This is a genomic window from Pseudomonas sp. RW3S2 (genome assembly GCF_014268955.1).
GTDB classification, from domain to species: Bacteria; Pseudomonadota; Gammaproteobacteria; order Pseudomonadales; family Pseudomonadaceae; genus Aquipseudomonas; species Aquipseudomonas wayambapalatensis.
This window is the reverse complement of sequence record NZ_JABWRM010000002.1, coordinates 121543-137632: the sequence shown is the minus strand read 5'-3', so window position 1 is coordinate 137632 and position 16090 is coordinate 121543. Positions and strand designations below refer to the sequence as shown.

Annotated in this window: 13 protein-coding genes and 1 pseudogene; 8 read left to right on the top strand and 6 right to left on the bottom strand. The window is 62.2% G+C overall.

Features of this window, described 5'->3' with window-relative positions; genetic code table 11:
• Nucleotides 1-53 precede the first annotated feature (53 nt).
• Nucleotides 54-353, top strand: coding sequence for a hypothetical protein (locus HU748_RS03525; RefSeq protein ID WP_112898371.1), 300 nt, complete (start codon nt 54-56; stop codon nt 351-353).
• Between the two features lie 3 nt (nt 354-356).
• On the opposite strand, the gene HU748_RS03520 is transcribed toward HU748_RS03525, so the two are convergent.
• From HU748_RS03520 to HU748_RS03505, 4 genes are all read right to left on the bottom strand, one after another.
• Nucleotides 357-1781, bottom strand: a complete 1425-nt coding sequence (locus HU748_RS03520) for a sigma-54 dependent transcriptional regulator (protein WP_186665052.1) — start codon at nt 1779-1781, stop codon at nt 357-359.
• Nucleotides 1750-3243 carry a HAMP domain-containing sensor histidine kinase gene (locus HU748_RS03515; RefSeq protein WP_186719208.1) on the bottom strand — a complete coding sequence of 498 codons (1494 nt, stop codon included), beginning with the start codon at nt 3241-3243 and terminating at the stop codon, nt 1750-1752. Before HU748_RS03515 ends, HU748_RS03520 begins: the two co-directional genes overlap by 32 nt.
• 209 nt (nt 3244-3452) lie before the next feature.
• Nucleotides 3453-4907, bottom strand: coding sequence for an ATP-binding protein (locus HU748_RS03510; RefSeq protein ID WP_186719206.1), 1455 nt, complete (start codon nt 4905-4907; stop codon nt 3453-3455).
• A 30-nt stretch (nt 4908-4937) separates the two neighbouring features.
• A complete protein-coding gene (locus tag HU748_RS03505) occupies nt 4938-5864 on the bottom strand; it encodes a LysR family transcriptional regulator (protein WP_186709656.1) in 927 nt (308 codons plus the stop codon).
• Nucleotides 5865-5975: 111 nt separating this feature from the next.
• On the opposite strand from HU748_RS03505, the gene HU748_RS03500 reads away from it, so the two are divergent.
• From HU748_RS03500 to HU748_RS03490, 3 genes are all read left to right on the top strand, one after another.
• Complete coding sequence (locus HU748_RS03500; RefSeq protein ID WP_186719204.1) at nt 5976-6371, top strand: RidA family protein; 396 nt, start codon at nt 5976-5978, stop codon at nt 6369-6371.
• A gap of 233 nt (nt 6372-6604) precedes the next feature.
• On the top strand, nt 6605-7702 hold the full coding sequence (locus HU748_RS03495) for a carboxynorspermidine decarboxylase (protein ID WP_186719202.1): 1098 nt from the start codon (nt 6605-6607) through the stop codon (nt 7700-7702).
• A 31-nt stretch (nt 7703-7733) separates the two neighbouring features.
• Nucleotides 7734-8978: a saccharopine dehydrogenase family protein gene (locus HU748_RS03490; protein ID WP_186719200.1), complete on the top strand. Its 1245-nt coding sequence runs from the start codon at nt 7734-7736 to the stop codon at nt 8976-8978.
• Nucleotides 8979-9020: 42 nt separating this feature from the next.
• On the opposite strand, the pseudogene HU748_RS03485 reads toward HU748_RS03490, so the two are convergent.
• Both HU748_RS03485 and mqo read right to left on the bottom strand, forming a co-directional pair.
• Nucleotides 9021-9319, bottom strand: a pseudogene (locus tag HU748_RS03485) (Rid family hydrolase).
• 115 nt (nt 9320-9434) lie between these two features.
• Nucleotides 9435-11009 (bottom strand): malate dehydrogenase (quinone), encoded by a 1575-nt coding sequence (gene mqo, locus HU748_RS03480; protein WP_186719198.1) that lies wholly within the window; start codon nt 11007-11009, stop codon nt 9435-9437.
• 295 nt (nt 11010-11304) lie between these two features.
• Here mqo and HU748_RS03475 point away from each other — a divergent pair, with 295 nt between their 5' ends.
• From HU748_RS03475 to HU748_RS03460, 4 genes are all read left to right on the top strand, one after another.
• Nucleotides 11305-12744: a hypothetical protein gene (locus HU748_RS03475; protein ID WP_186719196.1), complete on the top strand. Its 1440-nt coding sequence runs from the start codon at nt 11305-11307 to the stop codon at nt 12742-12744.
• Nucleotides 12731-13909 carry a hypothetical protein gene (locus HU748_RS03470; protein WP_186719194.1) on the top strand — a complete coding sequence of 393 codons (1179 nt, stop codon included), beginning with the start codon at nt 12731-12733 and terminating at the stop codon, nt 13907-13909. Before HU748_RS03475 ends, HU748_RS03470 begins: the two co-directional genes overlap by 14 nt.
• An 84-nt stretch (nt 13910-13993) precedes the next feature.
• Nucleotides 13994-15214: a putative DNA modification/repair radical SAM protein gene (locus HU748_RS03465; protein ID WP_186665064.1), complete on the top strand. Its 1221-nt coding sequence runs from the start codon at nt 13994-13996 to the stop codon at nt 15212-15214.
• A complete protein-coding gene (locus tag HU748_RS03460; protein ID WP_186719192.1) occupies nt 15205-16038 on the top strand; it encodes a TIGR03915 family putative DNA repair protein in 834 nt (277 codons plus the stop codon). The genes HU748_RS03465 and HU748_RS03460 overlap by 10 nt, the downstream gene beginning before the upstream one ends.
• Nucleotides 16039-16090: the final 52 nt, after the last annotated feature.

Below are 16090 nucleotides of genomic sequence, written 5' to 3'. Positions count from 1 at the left end.
AGGACGGGGCCCAAGAGGAAGACGCCCCTGTCCTGTGCAAAGGAGTTTGCCCCATGAAGCGATCCCTGACCCGTACCTGCCTGCTCGCCGCCCTGCTCTGTTCACCACTGGCCATGGCGGTTGGCACCGGCACCACCTACCCGGACGATCCGCACAACCCTGCACCGCAACCTGGTGTAGACAGCACCCTCAATCCGGTCGAGAAACCCATGCCGCGCGATACCGATCCGCGCATTCAGGGCAACGACCCGGAAAGCCCGCCAGCACGGCAGAACGACAACCGCGATCTGCCCGGCATGGATGGCAGCGGCTCGGAAGGTAATGGTAGCCAGGGCGGCAGCGGCAAGCCCTGACGCCTACCACTGCCGCTTGTCAGGCCTGCTCAACCCCAGCTTCTCGATCTTGTAGCGCAGCATGTCGCGCGACAGCCCGAGCAAACGCGCCGACTTGGTGACGTTCCAGTCGGTGCGGTCCAGGGTGCGGCAAACCATGTCTCGCTCCATGTCCGGCAAGCTACCGCCGATCTCGGGCTCGGGACGCTGGGGTTCGTAGACAGGTTGTGCGGCCGGTACGACTGGCTCGTCGACCAGGGTCAGGCACAGGTTCAACTGATGCGCGCCAATCACCTCTGTCGGTGCCAGCAGCACGGTCTGTTCCAGCATGTTGCGTAGTTCGCGCACGTTCCCTGGCCAGCTATAACCCAACATCAGGGCTTCGGCTTCGGCTGAGAAGCGCAGGTTCGGCTTGCCATAACGCCGACCGTGGTGCGCCAGAAAGTGCCGGGCCAGAATCAGGATGTCCTGCCCCCGGGCATAAAGGCGCGGCACCTTCAACGCAATGATCCGCAGGCGAAAGAACAGGTCGCGGCGAAACTTGCCCTGCTGGACCATCTGCTCCAGGTTGCAGTTGGTCGCGCTGATCACCCGCAGGTCGACCTTGCGCTCCTTGACCGCACCGATGCGGCGAATGCTGCGATCCTCCAGCAGCTTGAGCAGCTTGGCCTGCAGCACCAGGTCCATCTCGCCGATTTCGTCGAGAAACAACGTACCGCCATCGGCGGCTTCGACCAGCCCTACCCGGCGCTCCTTGGCGTCGGTGAAGGCACCCTTCTCGTGCCCGAACAACTCGGCCTCCAGCAGGTTGGCCGGAATCGAGGCACAGTTGAACTCGATGAACGGCCCCTTGGCCCGTGCGCCGTCGAAATGCAGGGCACGGGCGACCAGTTCCTTGCCGGTGCCGGTCTCGCCCTCCACCAATACCGGCGGCAGGTCGTCACTGGCCATACGCCGCTCGGCATCGAGCAACTGACGCAGGGTGTGCTTGAGCCCCTGCATGACCGGCGACTCGCCGATCAAGGCCTGCAACCCCGACTTCTGCGCCTCGCGCGTCTGGTAGAACGACAAGGTGCGCTCCATGCGCTCGGCGGCCAGGGCCTTGTCGAGGATCAATTTGAGCTCGGCCAGCACCACCGGTTTGGTCAGGTAGTGGAAGGCCCCCTCCTTCATCGCCAGGACGGCGTCCTCGACGTTGCCATAACCGGTCATCATGATCACCTTCAATGCCGGCGCCTGCGCCACCAGGGTACGCAGCAGGTCATGGCCGCTCATGCCCGGCAATGAGTTGTCGGTCAGCACCGCATCGGGCTGGACGCGCTTGATCTGCTCCAGCGCCAGCTCGGCACTGTGACACACCATGACCTCGAAACCTTTCAGATTCAGGTAGGTGCGAATGTTGTCGGCAAGGATTTCATCATCCTCGACCACCAGGATGCTGTGCTCCATGGTCCCCTCCCGCTGCACGTTTGAATATCAGGCTGACGCGGGTTCCTTCCTCTTCACGGCTGCTCAGGCTCACCGAGCCGCCAAACCGTTCCATGATCCGCTTGACCAGGGCCAGGCCGACGCCCAGCCCGCCCTGCTTGGTGGTGAAGAACGGCTTGAACACCATCCGCTCCTGCTGCCGGGTCATGCCCTTGCCCGTGTCGCTAAGCACCAGTTGCGCCTGCTGCCCCTCCACAACGCCGACCTCGGCGCGCAGTTCGCCGCCATTGGGCATCGCCTCCAGCGCGTTGGCGAACAGGCTGTTGAGAATCTGCGTGAGCTGCAGCGGCTGGCTGGCGACCCATTGCACCTGTGGGCCAACCAGGCTGAACCGCACACCGTTGCGTTCGATCTGCTGGGCAAACGCCAGGCGGGTGTCTTCCAGGGCCGCCACCAGGTCCACGGCTTCGGGGTCGTCACTGGTCGGGCGCAGCGACACCAGCAGTTCACGCACCCAGCGTGACATGCGATCGACCTGGCTGATGATATCGGTGATGTTCTTCTGCGCCGCCGGGCTCGCGATATCCTGGGCAAGTTCGGCACTGGAGCGAATGTTGGCCAACGGATTGCGCAGGCTGTGGGCCACCGCCGAAGACATTTCGCCCAGCGCCACATAGGTCTCGCTGGCCACCAGGCGATCCTGCTGGTGATGCAGCAACTGCGCGGCGCGGCGCACGATCCAGAACAGCCCGAAGTAGATCAGCGCCCCGCCCACCAGGGTCGATACCCAGATCAGCACATAACCGCGCTGGATACGCCGCACCAGGTCCTGCGGCTCCTTGTAGATCTCCATCATCGACAGCACCTGCTCGCCCTGGGTGTCGAACAGCGGAATGTAGTTCTCGATGAACAGGTACTGAGGCTCACGCAGGAATTTCTGCTCCTCACGATCCTCATCAACCTTGTGATAGCTGGCCGAAACCGCCTGGCGCGAATGGAAGGCCTGTTGCAGATCGTCGTCCTCGCCGATGCGCTTGCCAATCAGTTCGCTGTTGGTCGACCAGACGATGGTGTGATCGCGGGCATAGACATTCGCCAGCAAGGTATCGGGCAGGTGCTCGACGTGATCGAGGAACTCCACCCGGGTCGCCCTGACCAACGCTTCGCTGATCTGCAAGTGCTGGCCATCCATGCGCGGGTCGAGCAGCTCACCCATGGTCGTTCCCGGGGGCAGTTGCGAATGGCGCACTTCAGCCTGGGCCATGGCCTGGATGAACTGGGCCGTGAGCATGGCGTCGCGCTCGACGCTGTCGCGCACCACGAAGCGGGTAGAGAAATAGCCCAGGCCACCGGCGACCGAAGCGATGATCAGCAGGCTGATGATCGAGAACCAGCGCAACAGGTTGAATTCACGCAGGGGAACCGCCAACGCACTCGGCGAGACATGTTGGGTGTCGGAAGCATCGTCTTGCAGGGTCTGCATGCTGTCGGTCGCTCGATTGGGTAACGGCCTGGAAGCGTTTGAAACAGTGAAGCAAAAAATCAGCCAGCTTATGAATGAAAAAAATATAGAATTAAATCAGGCACTTGAAAGCATAACGTCAAGTAAATTAGAGAATAATGCCCCACATATGGGGGATTTCGCCCAATAAACAAAAACCTATTTAAATCATATATTTAAAGATAAAATCTCTAAAAAATATCAGATCTGGCAATCCGGAAACTCAACGACACACGCGTGCCGCCCCCCTCCCGACTGCTCAGGCGGACCGCCCCACCGAAGCGCTCCATGATCCGCTTCACCAGCACCAACCCGACACCCAGCCCGCCCTGCTTGGTACTGAAGAACGGACGGAACGCCATGCGCTGCTGCTGTTCGTTCATGCCACGCCCGGTGTCCGACATGCGTAGTACCAGCATCCGCCGATCCTGGCGCACCACTTCCACCTTTAGCCGGCCGCCCTGCTCCATGGACTCCAGTGCGTTGCCGATAAGACTGGCGAAGATCTGCCCGAGCAGTTCCGGATGGCCCAGTACCTGCACCACCGGCAAGGGCTGGACGTCCAGTTGCACACCGCTGCGGGCCAGGGGGACGGCAAAGGCCTGCAGGCTTTCATGCAGGACCTTGGCCAGGTCGACGGGGACCGCGCTGTCATTGAGCGGACGCAACGACTGCAGCAGTTGCCGGACCCATTGGGACATGCGATCGACCTGTCCGATGATGTCGTTGATGTTCTTCTGCGCGGGCCCCTCGTCGAACGCCTGGGCCAGTTCGGCGCTGGAACGGATGCTGGCCAGCGGATTGCGCAGGCTGTGCGCCACCGCCGAGGACATCTCGCCCAACGCCACGAAGGTTTCACTGTTGACCAGACGCTTCTGCTGCACCGCCAGGGCCCTGGCTGCGCGCCGCATGATCCCGTACAAGCCGATGTACACCAGCCCGGCACCGACCACGATCGCCAGCCAGATCAGCATCAGGCCATGCTCGATGCGCACGATCAGGTCGTGGGGCTCCTTGTAGATCTCCACCATCGCCGTGACACGTTCACCATCGGCATCGAACAGCGGGATGTAGTTCTCGATGAACAATTGCTCCGGCGGCGTCACGAACTTCTGCTCGCTGCGCGCCTGCTCGAAATTGTGATAGCTGGCAGAGACACGCATCTTGTATTCGAAGGCCCGGTCGAGGTCTTCATCGACGTGGATCAGCTTGCCGATCAATGCGGGATTGCTCGACCAGATCACTGTGCGGTCGGGTGCATAGATGTTGGCCAGGAGCATGTCCGGCAGATGGGCGATATGGTCGAGAAACTCCCCGCGCGCCTTGCGCCGGGCCTCGGGATCGACCTCGGGCATGGCCTCGTCCAGGCGCGGATCGAGCAGCTCGCCCATGGTACGTACGTTGGGGATGGCCACATGGCGCACTTCGGCATCGGCAATCGCGGTGATGAATTGCGCGGTCAGCAGCGCATCGCGCTCGACACTCTCGTCGATGACGAAACGGCTGGAAATCAGCCCCAGCCCCATTGCCACCGAGAGAATGATGGCCAGGCTGACCCAGGCATACCAGCGCAGCAGGTCGAACGGCTTGTGCGCCCGCTCGGTGCTGGCAAGGTCATGGCTGTCGGAACGGGGGGCAAGGTCCATGGCGACTCCGCGATGGGGTACCTTTGAAGGTTATAGCCCAGAGTTGGGGAAACGGCCCTGATCAGCGCCCATCACCTCCACCACCCAGTCGATGAACACCCGCAACCGCGCGCCCACATGCCGATTCGGCGGATAAGCGACATACAACGGCATCGACTCCAACTGCCAATCTTCGAGCACCCGCACCAGCGCGCCACTGGCCAGTGGCGCACGGGCCATGTAGTCCGGCAGCCACAACACCCCAAGCCCCGCTACCCCGGCTGCCAGGTAGGCGTTGCCGTCGTCCACCGCCAAGACCTGGGTACCCCTGACCTGCAGCCGCTCGGTTCCGCGAACGAGGGCATAGGGCAGCGGTCTGCCGGTGCGCGCCCAGAGAAAACCCACCGTGCGGTGGTCAGAATCCTCCAGTTCCGAAGGGTGGGCGGGTGTGCCCAGGCGTTCGAGGTAAGCCGGCGCCGCATACACCCCCAACTGCAGGTCGGCAACCTTGCGCGCCATCAACGATTGGTCAAGCAACTCGCCACCACGTACCACGCAATCGACGTGCTCGCCAATGATGTCGACGATGCGATCGCTGACGCCCATGTCGATCTGGATGTCCGGGTAGCGGGCATGGAAGTCCGGCAGCGCCGGCACCAGCACCAGGCTTGCCAGCGGGCTCGGTACATCGACCCGCAGCTTGCCACGCGGCAAACCGGCAGCGCCGCTGAGGCTGCTCTCGGCATCCTCGAGCTCGGCCAACAGGCGCAACACCCGCTGATAGAACTGCTCGCCATCGCGGGTCACGCTCACTTTGCGTGTGGTGCGGTTGAGCAGGCGCACGCGCAAGCGCGTTTCCAACTGCTGCACCAGCTGGGTCACACTGGTGCGACTCATGTGCAGCGTCTCGGCAGCTTTGGTGAAGCTGCCCGCCTCCACCACCCGGGCAAAGGCACGCATTGCATCGAACCGGTCCATCTGCGCCTCGATTGTTTGGAATCGACAAACAATGATAACCAGACTGGCGCGTTTATCGAACAGGTCTGGGCCCGTACAGTCGCCCCATCACCTCACTGATGGGCAAACACCATGAAGCAACGCGACGTTGTATTCCCCGCTGGCCGCCAGGCCCTGTACGACATCAACCACTACTCCCCGGCCGTGCGCAGCAACGGCTTGCTGTTCGTCTCCGGGCAGGTTGGCAGCCGTGAGGACGGCTCACCCGAGCCGGGCCTTGAGAATCAGGTGCGCCGGGCCTTCGCCAACCTGAATGCGATCCTCGCCGCCGCCGGTTGCAGCTTCGATGACGTACAGGACGTAACCCTGTTCATCGTCGATCCACAAGACAAGTTCCAGGCCATCTGGGATTTAGTGCGGGCGGAATTCTGGGGGCCGGCGCCGTACCCGACCGTGACGGCGATCGGAGTGACCTGGCTGTATGGGTTCGATTTCGAGATCAAGGTGGTTGCGCGGTTGCCGCACTGATGTAGCGAGGCAGATGGCCCTATCGCCGGACAGTCCTGGTACAGCGCCGTACCTGTATGGGCCATCCGCCCCACCACAACGATTAAGACAGTCACATTCCCCTGCTCTACTCCCCTCACACGCCACGCAGCCTGCGAGCTCGGACGAAATGCGCCTCGCGCTCTTTCGATATGCGGCAAGTGAAGGCACAATGCGTGTCCTTTTTTTGGCCGGCCTGGCCGGGGGCCTTTGAAATGATCAAGACGCCGTACTACCTCATCGACAAAACCAAGCTGCTGGGCAACCTGGAGAAGATCGCCTACGTGCGCGAACACTCCGGCGCCAAGGCCCTGCTCGCCCTCAAGTGCTTCGCCACCTGGTCGGTATTCGACCTGATGGAGCAGTACATGGACGGCACCACCTCCTCCTCGCTGTACGAGCTCAAGCTCGGCCGCCAGAAGTTCGCCGGCGAAACCCACGCCTACAGCGTGGCCTGGGCCGACGACGAGGTCGAGGAAATGCTGGAGAACTGCGACAAGATCATCTTCAACTCCATCGGCCAGCTTGAGCGTTTCGCCGAGCAGTCCAAAGACAAGACCCGCGGCCTGCGCGTCAACCCGCAGGTGAGCAGCTCCGACTACCTGTTGGCCGATCCGGCGCGTCCGTTCAGCCGGCTGGGCGAATGGGACCCTGAGAAGATCGAAGCGGTGATCGAGCAGATCTCCGGCTTCATGTTCCACAACAACTGCGAGAACGGCGACTTCAGCCTGTTCGACAAGATGCTCTCGCACATCGAGGAGCGCTTCGGCCACCTGCTGCACAAGGTCCAGTGGGTCAGCCTCGGCGGCGGCATCCACTTCACCGGCGAAGGCTATGCACTCGACGCTTTCTGCGCACGCCTGAAAGAGTTCTCGCAGAAGTACGGCGTGCAGGTCTACCTGGAGCCCGGTGAAGCGGCGATCACCAACAGCGCCTCGCTGGAAGTCACCGTGCTCGACACCCTCTACAACGGCAAGCATCTGGCCGTGGTCGACAGCTCCATCGAAGCGCACATGCTCGACCTGCTGATCTACCGCCTCAACGCCAAGATGGCCCCCAACGACGGCGAGCACACCTACATGGTCTGCGGCAAGTCGTGCCTGGCCGGCGACATCTTCGGCGAGTACCAATTCGATCGTCCGCTGGCCATCGGCGATCGCCTGTCGTTCATCGACGCGGCGGGTTACACCATGGTCAAGAAGAACTGGTTCAACGGTCTGAAGATGCCGGCCATCGTCGTCAAGCAGCTCGACGGCAGCGTCGAGGTCAAGCGCGAGTTCGGTTTCGAAGACTACGTTTCCAGCCTGTCGTAAGACCGGCTTTCAGTAAGGAGCAAGGGATAAATTGAAGAAGAACGTTCTTATCATTGGTGCAGGAGGTGTCGCCAAGGTGGTGGCCCACAAGTGCGCACAGCATAACGACGAACTCGGTCGTATTGCGATTGCGTCACGGAACATCTCCAAATGCCAGGCCATCATCGACAGCGTCAAGGCCAAGGGTAGCCTCAAGGTGCCCGCCGACATCCAGGCCTTCTCGCTCAACGCCCTCGATGTCGAGGCGACCAAGGCACTGATCCGCGAAACCGAATCGCAGATCGTGATCAATGTCGGTTCCGCCTTCCTCAACATGTCGGTGCTGCGTGCCTGCATCGAAACCGGTGTGGCCTATCTGGATACCGCGATTCACGAAGAACCGGGCAAGATCTGCGAAACCCCGCCCTGGTATGGCAACTACGAGTGGAAGCATCTCGAGGAGTGCCAGCAGAAGAACATTACCGCCATTCTCGGTGTCGGCTTCGACCCGGGTGTGGTCAACAGCTACGCGAAGCTCGCGCAGCAGCAGTATTTCGACCGCATTGATTCGATCGACATTCTCGACGTCAATGCCGGTTCCCACGGCAAGTACTTCGCCACCAACTTCGACCCGGAAATCAACTTCCGCGAGTTCACCGGGCAAGTCTGGAGCTGGCAGAACAGCCAGTGGACCAGCAACACCATGTTCGAGGTCAAGCGCACCGACGACCTGCCGGTGGTGGGTTCGCAGAACCTCTACCTGACCGGTCACGACGAAGTGCACTCGATCTCGAAGAACCTGAACGTACCCAATGTGCGCTTCTGGATGAGCTTCGGCGAACACTACATCAACGTGTTCACTGTGCTGAAGAACCTCGGCCTGCTCTCCGAGCAACCGGTCAAGACCGCCGAAGGCCTTGAAGTGGTGCCGCTGAAAGTGGTCAAGGCCGTACTGCCCGATCCAGCCTCCCTGGCACCGGGCTACACCGGCAAGACCTGCATTGGCGATCTGGTCAAGGGCACCAAGGACGGCCAGCCGCGCGAAGTGTTCATCTACAACGTCGCCGACCACGAAGAGGCCTACGCCGAGACCGACAGCCAGGGCATCTCCTACACCGCTGGCGTGCCGCCAGTGGCCGCAGCCCTGCTGGTCGCTCGTGGCGAGTGGGATGCCGGGCGCATGGTCAACGTCGAGGAACTGCCCGCCGAGCCGTTCCTCAAGGCGCTGGACGTGATGGGCCTGCCAACCCGCGTCAAGGATGAAAAAGGCGATCGTCCATGGGACGCTGAAGCCTAAGCAGCAAAAGGAAGGGGCGCCCGTTGGCGCCCCTTCTGCATTTCACCCCTGGCGCGCAACCGCCACGCACTTGATCTCCACCAGCAGCCCGTCATGGGCCAGCTCGCTGACACCGACACAGGTCCAGGGGCAGGTACCTCGCGGGAACAGCTCGTCCTTCACCGCACGAAACACTGCCATGTGCTCGCGCAAGCCGACATGATAGGTGGTCAGTTCCACCACATCCGCGAAATTGCAACCGGCAGCCGCAACGTATTACCGACCTTCAAGGCCGGCAGATAACCGGCGCGCTCGGCAAGTTTTTGCTGGGAGGCGGGAATGATCGGAGTGCGGTCGCTCATCGAGGATGTCCAGTGCTTGAGATTGGACGCATCTTAGCAAGCGAACAGCAAAGCGGCCTGCGGCATGGCGGCACGCCTCTGGCGGCCCTGCACCAGGGCCGCCAGCCCGCCGGGCTCAGCCCGCTGGCGAAGTCAAAGGCTGCAGTTGCAGCACTTCATTTGTGTAGTCCCACTCCTGCTGCACCTTGTCAGGATGCTCGTTCAACTTGAGCCCGTAGCTGGGGATGATCTGGTGCAGCTTCTCCTGCCACGGTGCCGATGCGACCTTGTCCTTGAACACCTTGCGCAGCAGGTCGAGCATGATCGGCGGCGCGGTCGAGGCGCCCGGCGAAGCCCCCAGCAGGCCGGCAATGCTGCCGTCGGCAGAGGTCACGACCTCGGTGCCAAGCTTGAGCACCCCGCCCTGCTCAGGGTCTTTCTTGATGATCTGTACGCGCTGCCCAGCCTGCCACAGGCGCCAGTCCTCTTTCTTCGCATGGGGGAAGTAGGTCTGCAGCGCAGCGAAGCGGTCGTCGTCCGACTGCATGACCTGGCCGATCAGGTACTGCACCAGGTCGAACTCGCGGACCCCGACACGCACCATCGGCCAACTGTTGTGCAGGGTCATGCTGCCGAACAGGTCGAGCAGCGAGCCCTCCTTGAGAAACTTGGTCGAGAAGGTTGCAAACGGCCCGAACAGGATCACCCGCTTGCCATCGAGCACCCGGGTATCCAGATGCGGCACCGACATCGGCGGCGCCCCCGTCGAGGCGATGCCGTAGGCCTTGGCCATGTGGCGATCGGCAATGGCGGCGTTCTCGGTCACCAGGAACGATCCCCCCACCGGGAAACCTGCGTATTCCTTCGCCTCGGGGATGCCCGATTTCTGCAACAGCGGCAGCGCCGCGCCACCGGCGCCGATGAACAGAAACTTGGCATCGGTGGCCGACGTGCTGCCATCCTTGAGGTTCTTGTACTCCACATGCCACGAACCGTCGTCGTTGCGGGTGATGTCCTGCACCTCACTGGAGAGCTTGAGGTCGAAGTTGGGGCGGGTCTGCAGGTACGCCACGTACTGGCGGGTGATCTCGCCGAAATTGACGTCTGTGCCGATCGGCGTCCAGGTCACTGCAAGCTTCTGGTTCGGATCGCGCCCCTCCATCATCAACGGCACCCACTTGGCGATCTGCGCGTTGTCTTCCGAATACTGCATGGGCTTGAACAGCGGGCTGGCCTGCAGTGCCTCATAGCGCTTGCGCAGGAAGCGAATATTGTCATCGCCCCAGACAAAGCTCATGTGCGGGGTGGCGTTGATGAACGAGCGTGGATTCTTCAGCACGCCCTGCTTGACCTGCCAGGCGAGAAACTGCCGGGTGACCTGGAACGACTCGTTGATCTCCACCGCCTTGCTGATGTCGATCTTGCCGTCCTTTTCAGGGGTGTAGTTCAGCTCGGCCAGCGCCGAATGCCCGGTACCGGCGTTGTTCCAACCGTTGGAGCTTTCCTCGGCGACCTTGTCCAGCCGCTCGATCATCTCCATCGACCATCCGGGCTCGAGCTCGTTGAGCCAGACAGCAAGCGTGGAGCTCATGATCCCACCGCCCACCAGCAATACGTCAACCTGCTTGCCCTCGGCAGCCTGTACACCCGTCAGGGCAAAGGCCAGGGCCAGGCCCGCCAGGGCCGGCTTGAATGCGATTCCTCTGTTCATGCTCCCTCCGTCGAGGCACCGCTGGCCCCGATCCTGTCCGTGAATGTGCCTTGCCCCTGGTCCGCGCACCCGTGCCTTTGGTGTCCAAAAGCTCAGGCAAGCTTAGCTGAGTGATTCACTCAGGTTAGCCGCACGCTGGAGCCCTCGCGATTCTGAACAGAGATGCTGGCGAGGGGCTCACGCAGTGGCTATACCTCAAATCAATGTCGATAGTGGCACTTCGACCTACACCTCGACATCGGCGCCCTGGCGTGGCGACCAGGCAAAACGGTCTTAACTCCCGCGAGGCCTTAGCATGGATGCGTCTTTACCTGCTCGGTGTTTGCTTGCGACGACACTGCTCCTGGCGCCGTCGCTCGCCTTTCCACAAACCGCCTGCCCCGAGCAGTTACCCCAACCCACCAGCAAACTGCTGTATGTCGAGAACCTCGGTGTGCTCTTCACGACTCGCGTGGCCCAGCGTGGTCTCGAAGACGCCGACGACTTGCTGGCTGCGCGATCCATCGCAGCCGGGCAGCTCAAACCCCTGGTACGCACAGGTAGCCTGGCGATCGCAGACGGAGCCATCCTGAAACTGCCGGACAACGCCAGGGTCGCTCTCAGTGACTCGACCCTGAACCAATTGGCGCAGGGGCTGGTGGGCAGCACGCCGATGCAGTTGAAGCTGTTGGACCTACAGGATTTTGCCTCCAACGCATTGCCCCAACGTGTAGTTCCACCATCACTGGCCGATTCGGACGAGCGCAAGCGCAATCCATCTCAAGCGGGAAACGAGCCGTCCGATGATGAACGACTGCGTCGGTCATCGAGCCTGTGTACTGCCCAAGTCATCGACCGCTTCGTGACAACCTCCAGACAAGTGAGTGAGGTCCTGCCGACCTTGGCCTCCCAGCAGCGCTGGGGCGATGTACCCAACGAACTGCTGCGCGCAAGAAGATTGCCCGTACCCGACAACGACCCGCAGCACACTCGCATCAAAGCTTTCGAATTGGCATACAGGGATCTGATCGAAAAATGCACAAGTCGCACGCTGCCGGGGGACACTGCCCACATGGTGGGAAAGCTGACGGTAGGTAACCAGACCTGCACAGCGGTGAGGCTGGGCAAGCGCTATCTGGCAACCAGCCGTCACTGCCTGTTCACCGAGTCAGGCACGGCGCGCCAAGTGTCCCCTCTGGCCATAAGCTTCAGCTACGCCGGGGTTGATCAACCCCTTCCAGTCTGTGGCATCGTCCGAAACCGCCAGGCGGGTACCGACCTGATAGGCAAGGCGATTTCGCCAAACAATGACTTCGTGATCCTGGTCACCCTGCCATGGCCAGACAAAGTCCCTCTGCGAAGCGCCACCCCGCAGCAAATACGTCCCGGCGATGGTCCCCTCAGCGAACTGCAAGTGACCAGCGTATGGCCCGGCAGTGCTGCGTTGGGGCTGGCGGATCGTGACGAACTGCGCAGCTACAGCGGCGGTTTCTGCCAGATCGCCGGCCCGAATAACCCGACAGAAGCAGGCTGCCTGTTGCACAAATGCGGGACCATTGCCGGTGGCAGCGGTGCACCGTTGATGGTGCGACAGAGGTCCGCAAGCCCCCCAGGTGGGTCGTACCTGGTTGCGATAAACCGAGGTGAGGCCGGAAGGTTCGATGATGGCGGGCCTTGCACCGAACGGGCGGTCGGCGTCCAGGCAAACAACGTGGCAACCATTGTTCCCAAGGAGATGCTCGATGAACTTGAGTAAGGGTCTTTTGTTACCCGCCGCCATGCTGCTGAACGGCTGCACCCCCCATATTGCGCCGGGCGTGGAAACGCGCGCCTTCCTGGCCAGCGAGTGCCCGGTGACCGGCGAAACGGCACGCCCCGAAGCGACCGGTCTGGAGCCAATACTGATCGGCATCGCGGCAAATCTGGCGGGCCAGGCCATTGGCGTAGGTATCGATGCCCTTTCGGCTCAATTGAAGGATGACAAGGAGGTGAATAGCGAGTCCACCGAAAGGACGAGCGATTTGCTGACGGTCACAGAGGGCAGTGCCTTGTGGAACGGCCAGGCCAGTTGTGTGGTGGCTGTGGTGGGCGTCTTCGATAAATCGGAGTACCAGGAGACATGGGCTCAGGACATCCTTGCCCAGATGCCTCTGGAAGACGATGTTCGTGAAACCGCCCGGGCACGTTTGTCGAGGATGGACACCGGACAACTCGCCACACTGCAGCGCTTGAGAAAACTGTATGCCTACGCCGAATACAATGTGGTCTATTCCAAGGATGTCCGATTCCTGTCGTATGACACCCCGTACTTCGTCATCAGGGAGTTCGCCGGCGAAGGTTTTGGTGTGGCCCGCACGCGTGACGTGCGACTGAGCGCCGAAGTACGAATACCGGGCGGCCAGGTTCTGGTCGGCATGGAGTCGACCAGGATGTCGGTGAAAAAAAGTGATCTTCCGCTCGTCAGCAGTACCAGCCGCGGGCCATGGCAACCGGTGGATGCAAAAGTGACCATGCCACCCGAAAACAGCAGCGTGCCCTATTTGCCGGGCAATCTAAAAGTCCAATACATCGAGACAGGCAAGCCCGGCGCACTCAGCAAGATGGTCGGAGAAGCATTGGCCAGCAAGCGCGAGGAACTGGTCAAACTTGCACAGGACAAGACTCGTCTCTCGTTGTCCAGTCAGGATGCCCAGGCCGCGCAGATCACCGACGCCACGGCGGCCGCAACCCGACTGACCGAGTATCAGGCTGCCCTGGACGCGCTCAACGCCGCCGCTGCGGCGGTACCCAAGGGCGGCAACGCGGCCAAGAATGATTACGAGATCAAATTGAAGGTGCTCAAGGCCAGGGAAAGACTGGCCAAGGCCGCGTTCCGAGAGGCTGGACTCGCCTTTGAACCAGGTGATGTTTTACAACCCTGACCCGCGCAGATTAAGACAGCCAACACTTGCAACCGGACGCGCCTCGAAATACTGTATGAAAAACCAGTATCACGAGACATCCCCATGCAACTCATCGCCAAGCTCGGCATCCTCGCCGACGCCGCCAAATACGATGCTTCCTGCGCCAGCAGCGGCGCGCCCAAGCGCAGCTCGCGGGGGCGTGACGGGCTTGGCGCCACCGATGGCATGGGCATCTGCCACAGCTATACCCCCGATGGGCGCTGCGTATCGCTGCTCAAGGTGTTGCTCACCAACTTTTGCCTGTACGACTGCCAGTACTGCGTCAATCGCCGCTCCAGCAACGTGCCTCGCGCACGCTTCAGCCCCGAGGAAGTGGTACGCCTGACCCTCGACTTCTACCGGCGCAACTGCATCAGCGGGCTGTTCCTGAGTTCGGGCATCATCCGCTCGGCCGACTACACCATGGAGCAGTTGAATCGAGTGGCGCGGCTGTTGCGTGAAGAGCATGGCTTTCGTGGCTACATCCACCTCAAGACCATCCCCGATGCCGATCCACTGCTGATCGAGGAAGCCGGGCGCCTGGCCGACCGCCTGAGCGTCAACGTCGAACTGCCCACCGAGGCCAGCCTCAAGCGCCTGGCCCCAGAGAAACAGGCGCACACCATCCGCCAGGCCATGGGCGTGATTCACCAGGGCCAGCAGGCCGTGGCCAACGAACCCAGGGCGCCACGCTTCACCCCGGCCGGGCAGAGCACCCAGGTGATCGTCGGCGCCGACGCCACCGACGACCGCACCCTGCTGCGCAACGCCGAATCGCTGTACCAGGGCTATGGCCTCAAGCGTGTGTACTACTCCGCCTTCAGCCCCATCCCGGACAGCCCCAACAGCGTGCCGCTGGCCGCCCCGCCGCTGTTGCGCGAACATCGCCTGTACCAGGCCGACTTCCTGATGCGCGGCTACGGCTACAAGGCTGGCGAGCTGCTCGGCCAGGCCGGCAACCTGGCGCTGGACATCGACCCCAAGCTGGCCTGGGCCCTGGCAAACCGCGAGGTCTTTCCGCTGGACCTGAATCGCGCCGAACCCGCCCTGCTCGCCCGCATCCCCGGTATCGGCCTGCGCAGCGTGCAGCGCCTGGTGACACTGCGCCGCGAGCGGCGCATTCGCTACGACGACCTGATCCAGTTGCGTTGCGTGCTGGAAAAAGCCCGTCCGTTCATCGTCACCAGTGATTACCGCCCGGCCCAGGCCGAACTGCGCAGCGGCCTGTTGCGCCAACGCCTGCGCGAGCCGCAGGCGCCGGTGCAGATGGGGCTTTGGGCATGATCGCGCTGAATTGCGACGACCTGTTCGACACCTGGCGCAAGCAAGCACGGATACTGCTCGGCCATGGCATCGACCCGGCCGACGTGACCTGGAGCCAGGGCCCGATGGACGACCTGCTCGCCATTGCCACGCCGTTGCCAGAAGGGCCCGGCCCATTCCGCCCGCGAGTACCGGCGGCCTTGCTCGCACAACTCGAGCAGGCGGCGCGCTATCGCGGCGCGCAACGCTGGAACCTGCTGTACGAAGTGCTCTGGCGCGTCGCCCATGGGGATCGCACGGCAATGCTTGCCGGTGATCGCCTGGGCAGCGAGTTGCAGCGGCGTATCAAGCAGGTCTCCCGCGAGGCACATCACCTGCACGCCTTCGTGCGCTTCGTGCCGCTGCCGGAAGCGGTCGCCGAACGCCTGCAACTGGACCTGGTGGCCTACCACGAACCCGCCCATGACATCCTTGAAAGCGCCAGTAGCCATTTTGCCGATCGCCTCGGGCGCCAACGCTGGCTGATCGCAACGCCCACCGATGGCATTCGTTTCGACGGCAGCAATCTCGACTACCGTCGGCAATGTCCAGGTGAGTGGATCGACTGGGCACGCCATGCCGAAGATCCCGGCGCCGAACTGTGGCGTACCTACTACCGCTCCACCTTCAATCCGGCGCGGTTGAATCCTGATGCCCTGCGCCTGCACATGCCAGGGCGGTTCTGGCGCCACTTGCCCGAAGGCATGCTCATTCCCCAGCTCGAAAGCCTGGCGCGCCAGGGCAAACAACGTGACGGCCAGGCACTGGAGGTGGGCTTGCAGCGAGGCAAGCGGGTCGGGCGCTGAGCGCCGTTCTTGCCTACACTTTCGCTGATTGCCTCAGATTTTCCAGGAGCGA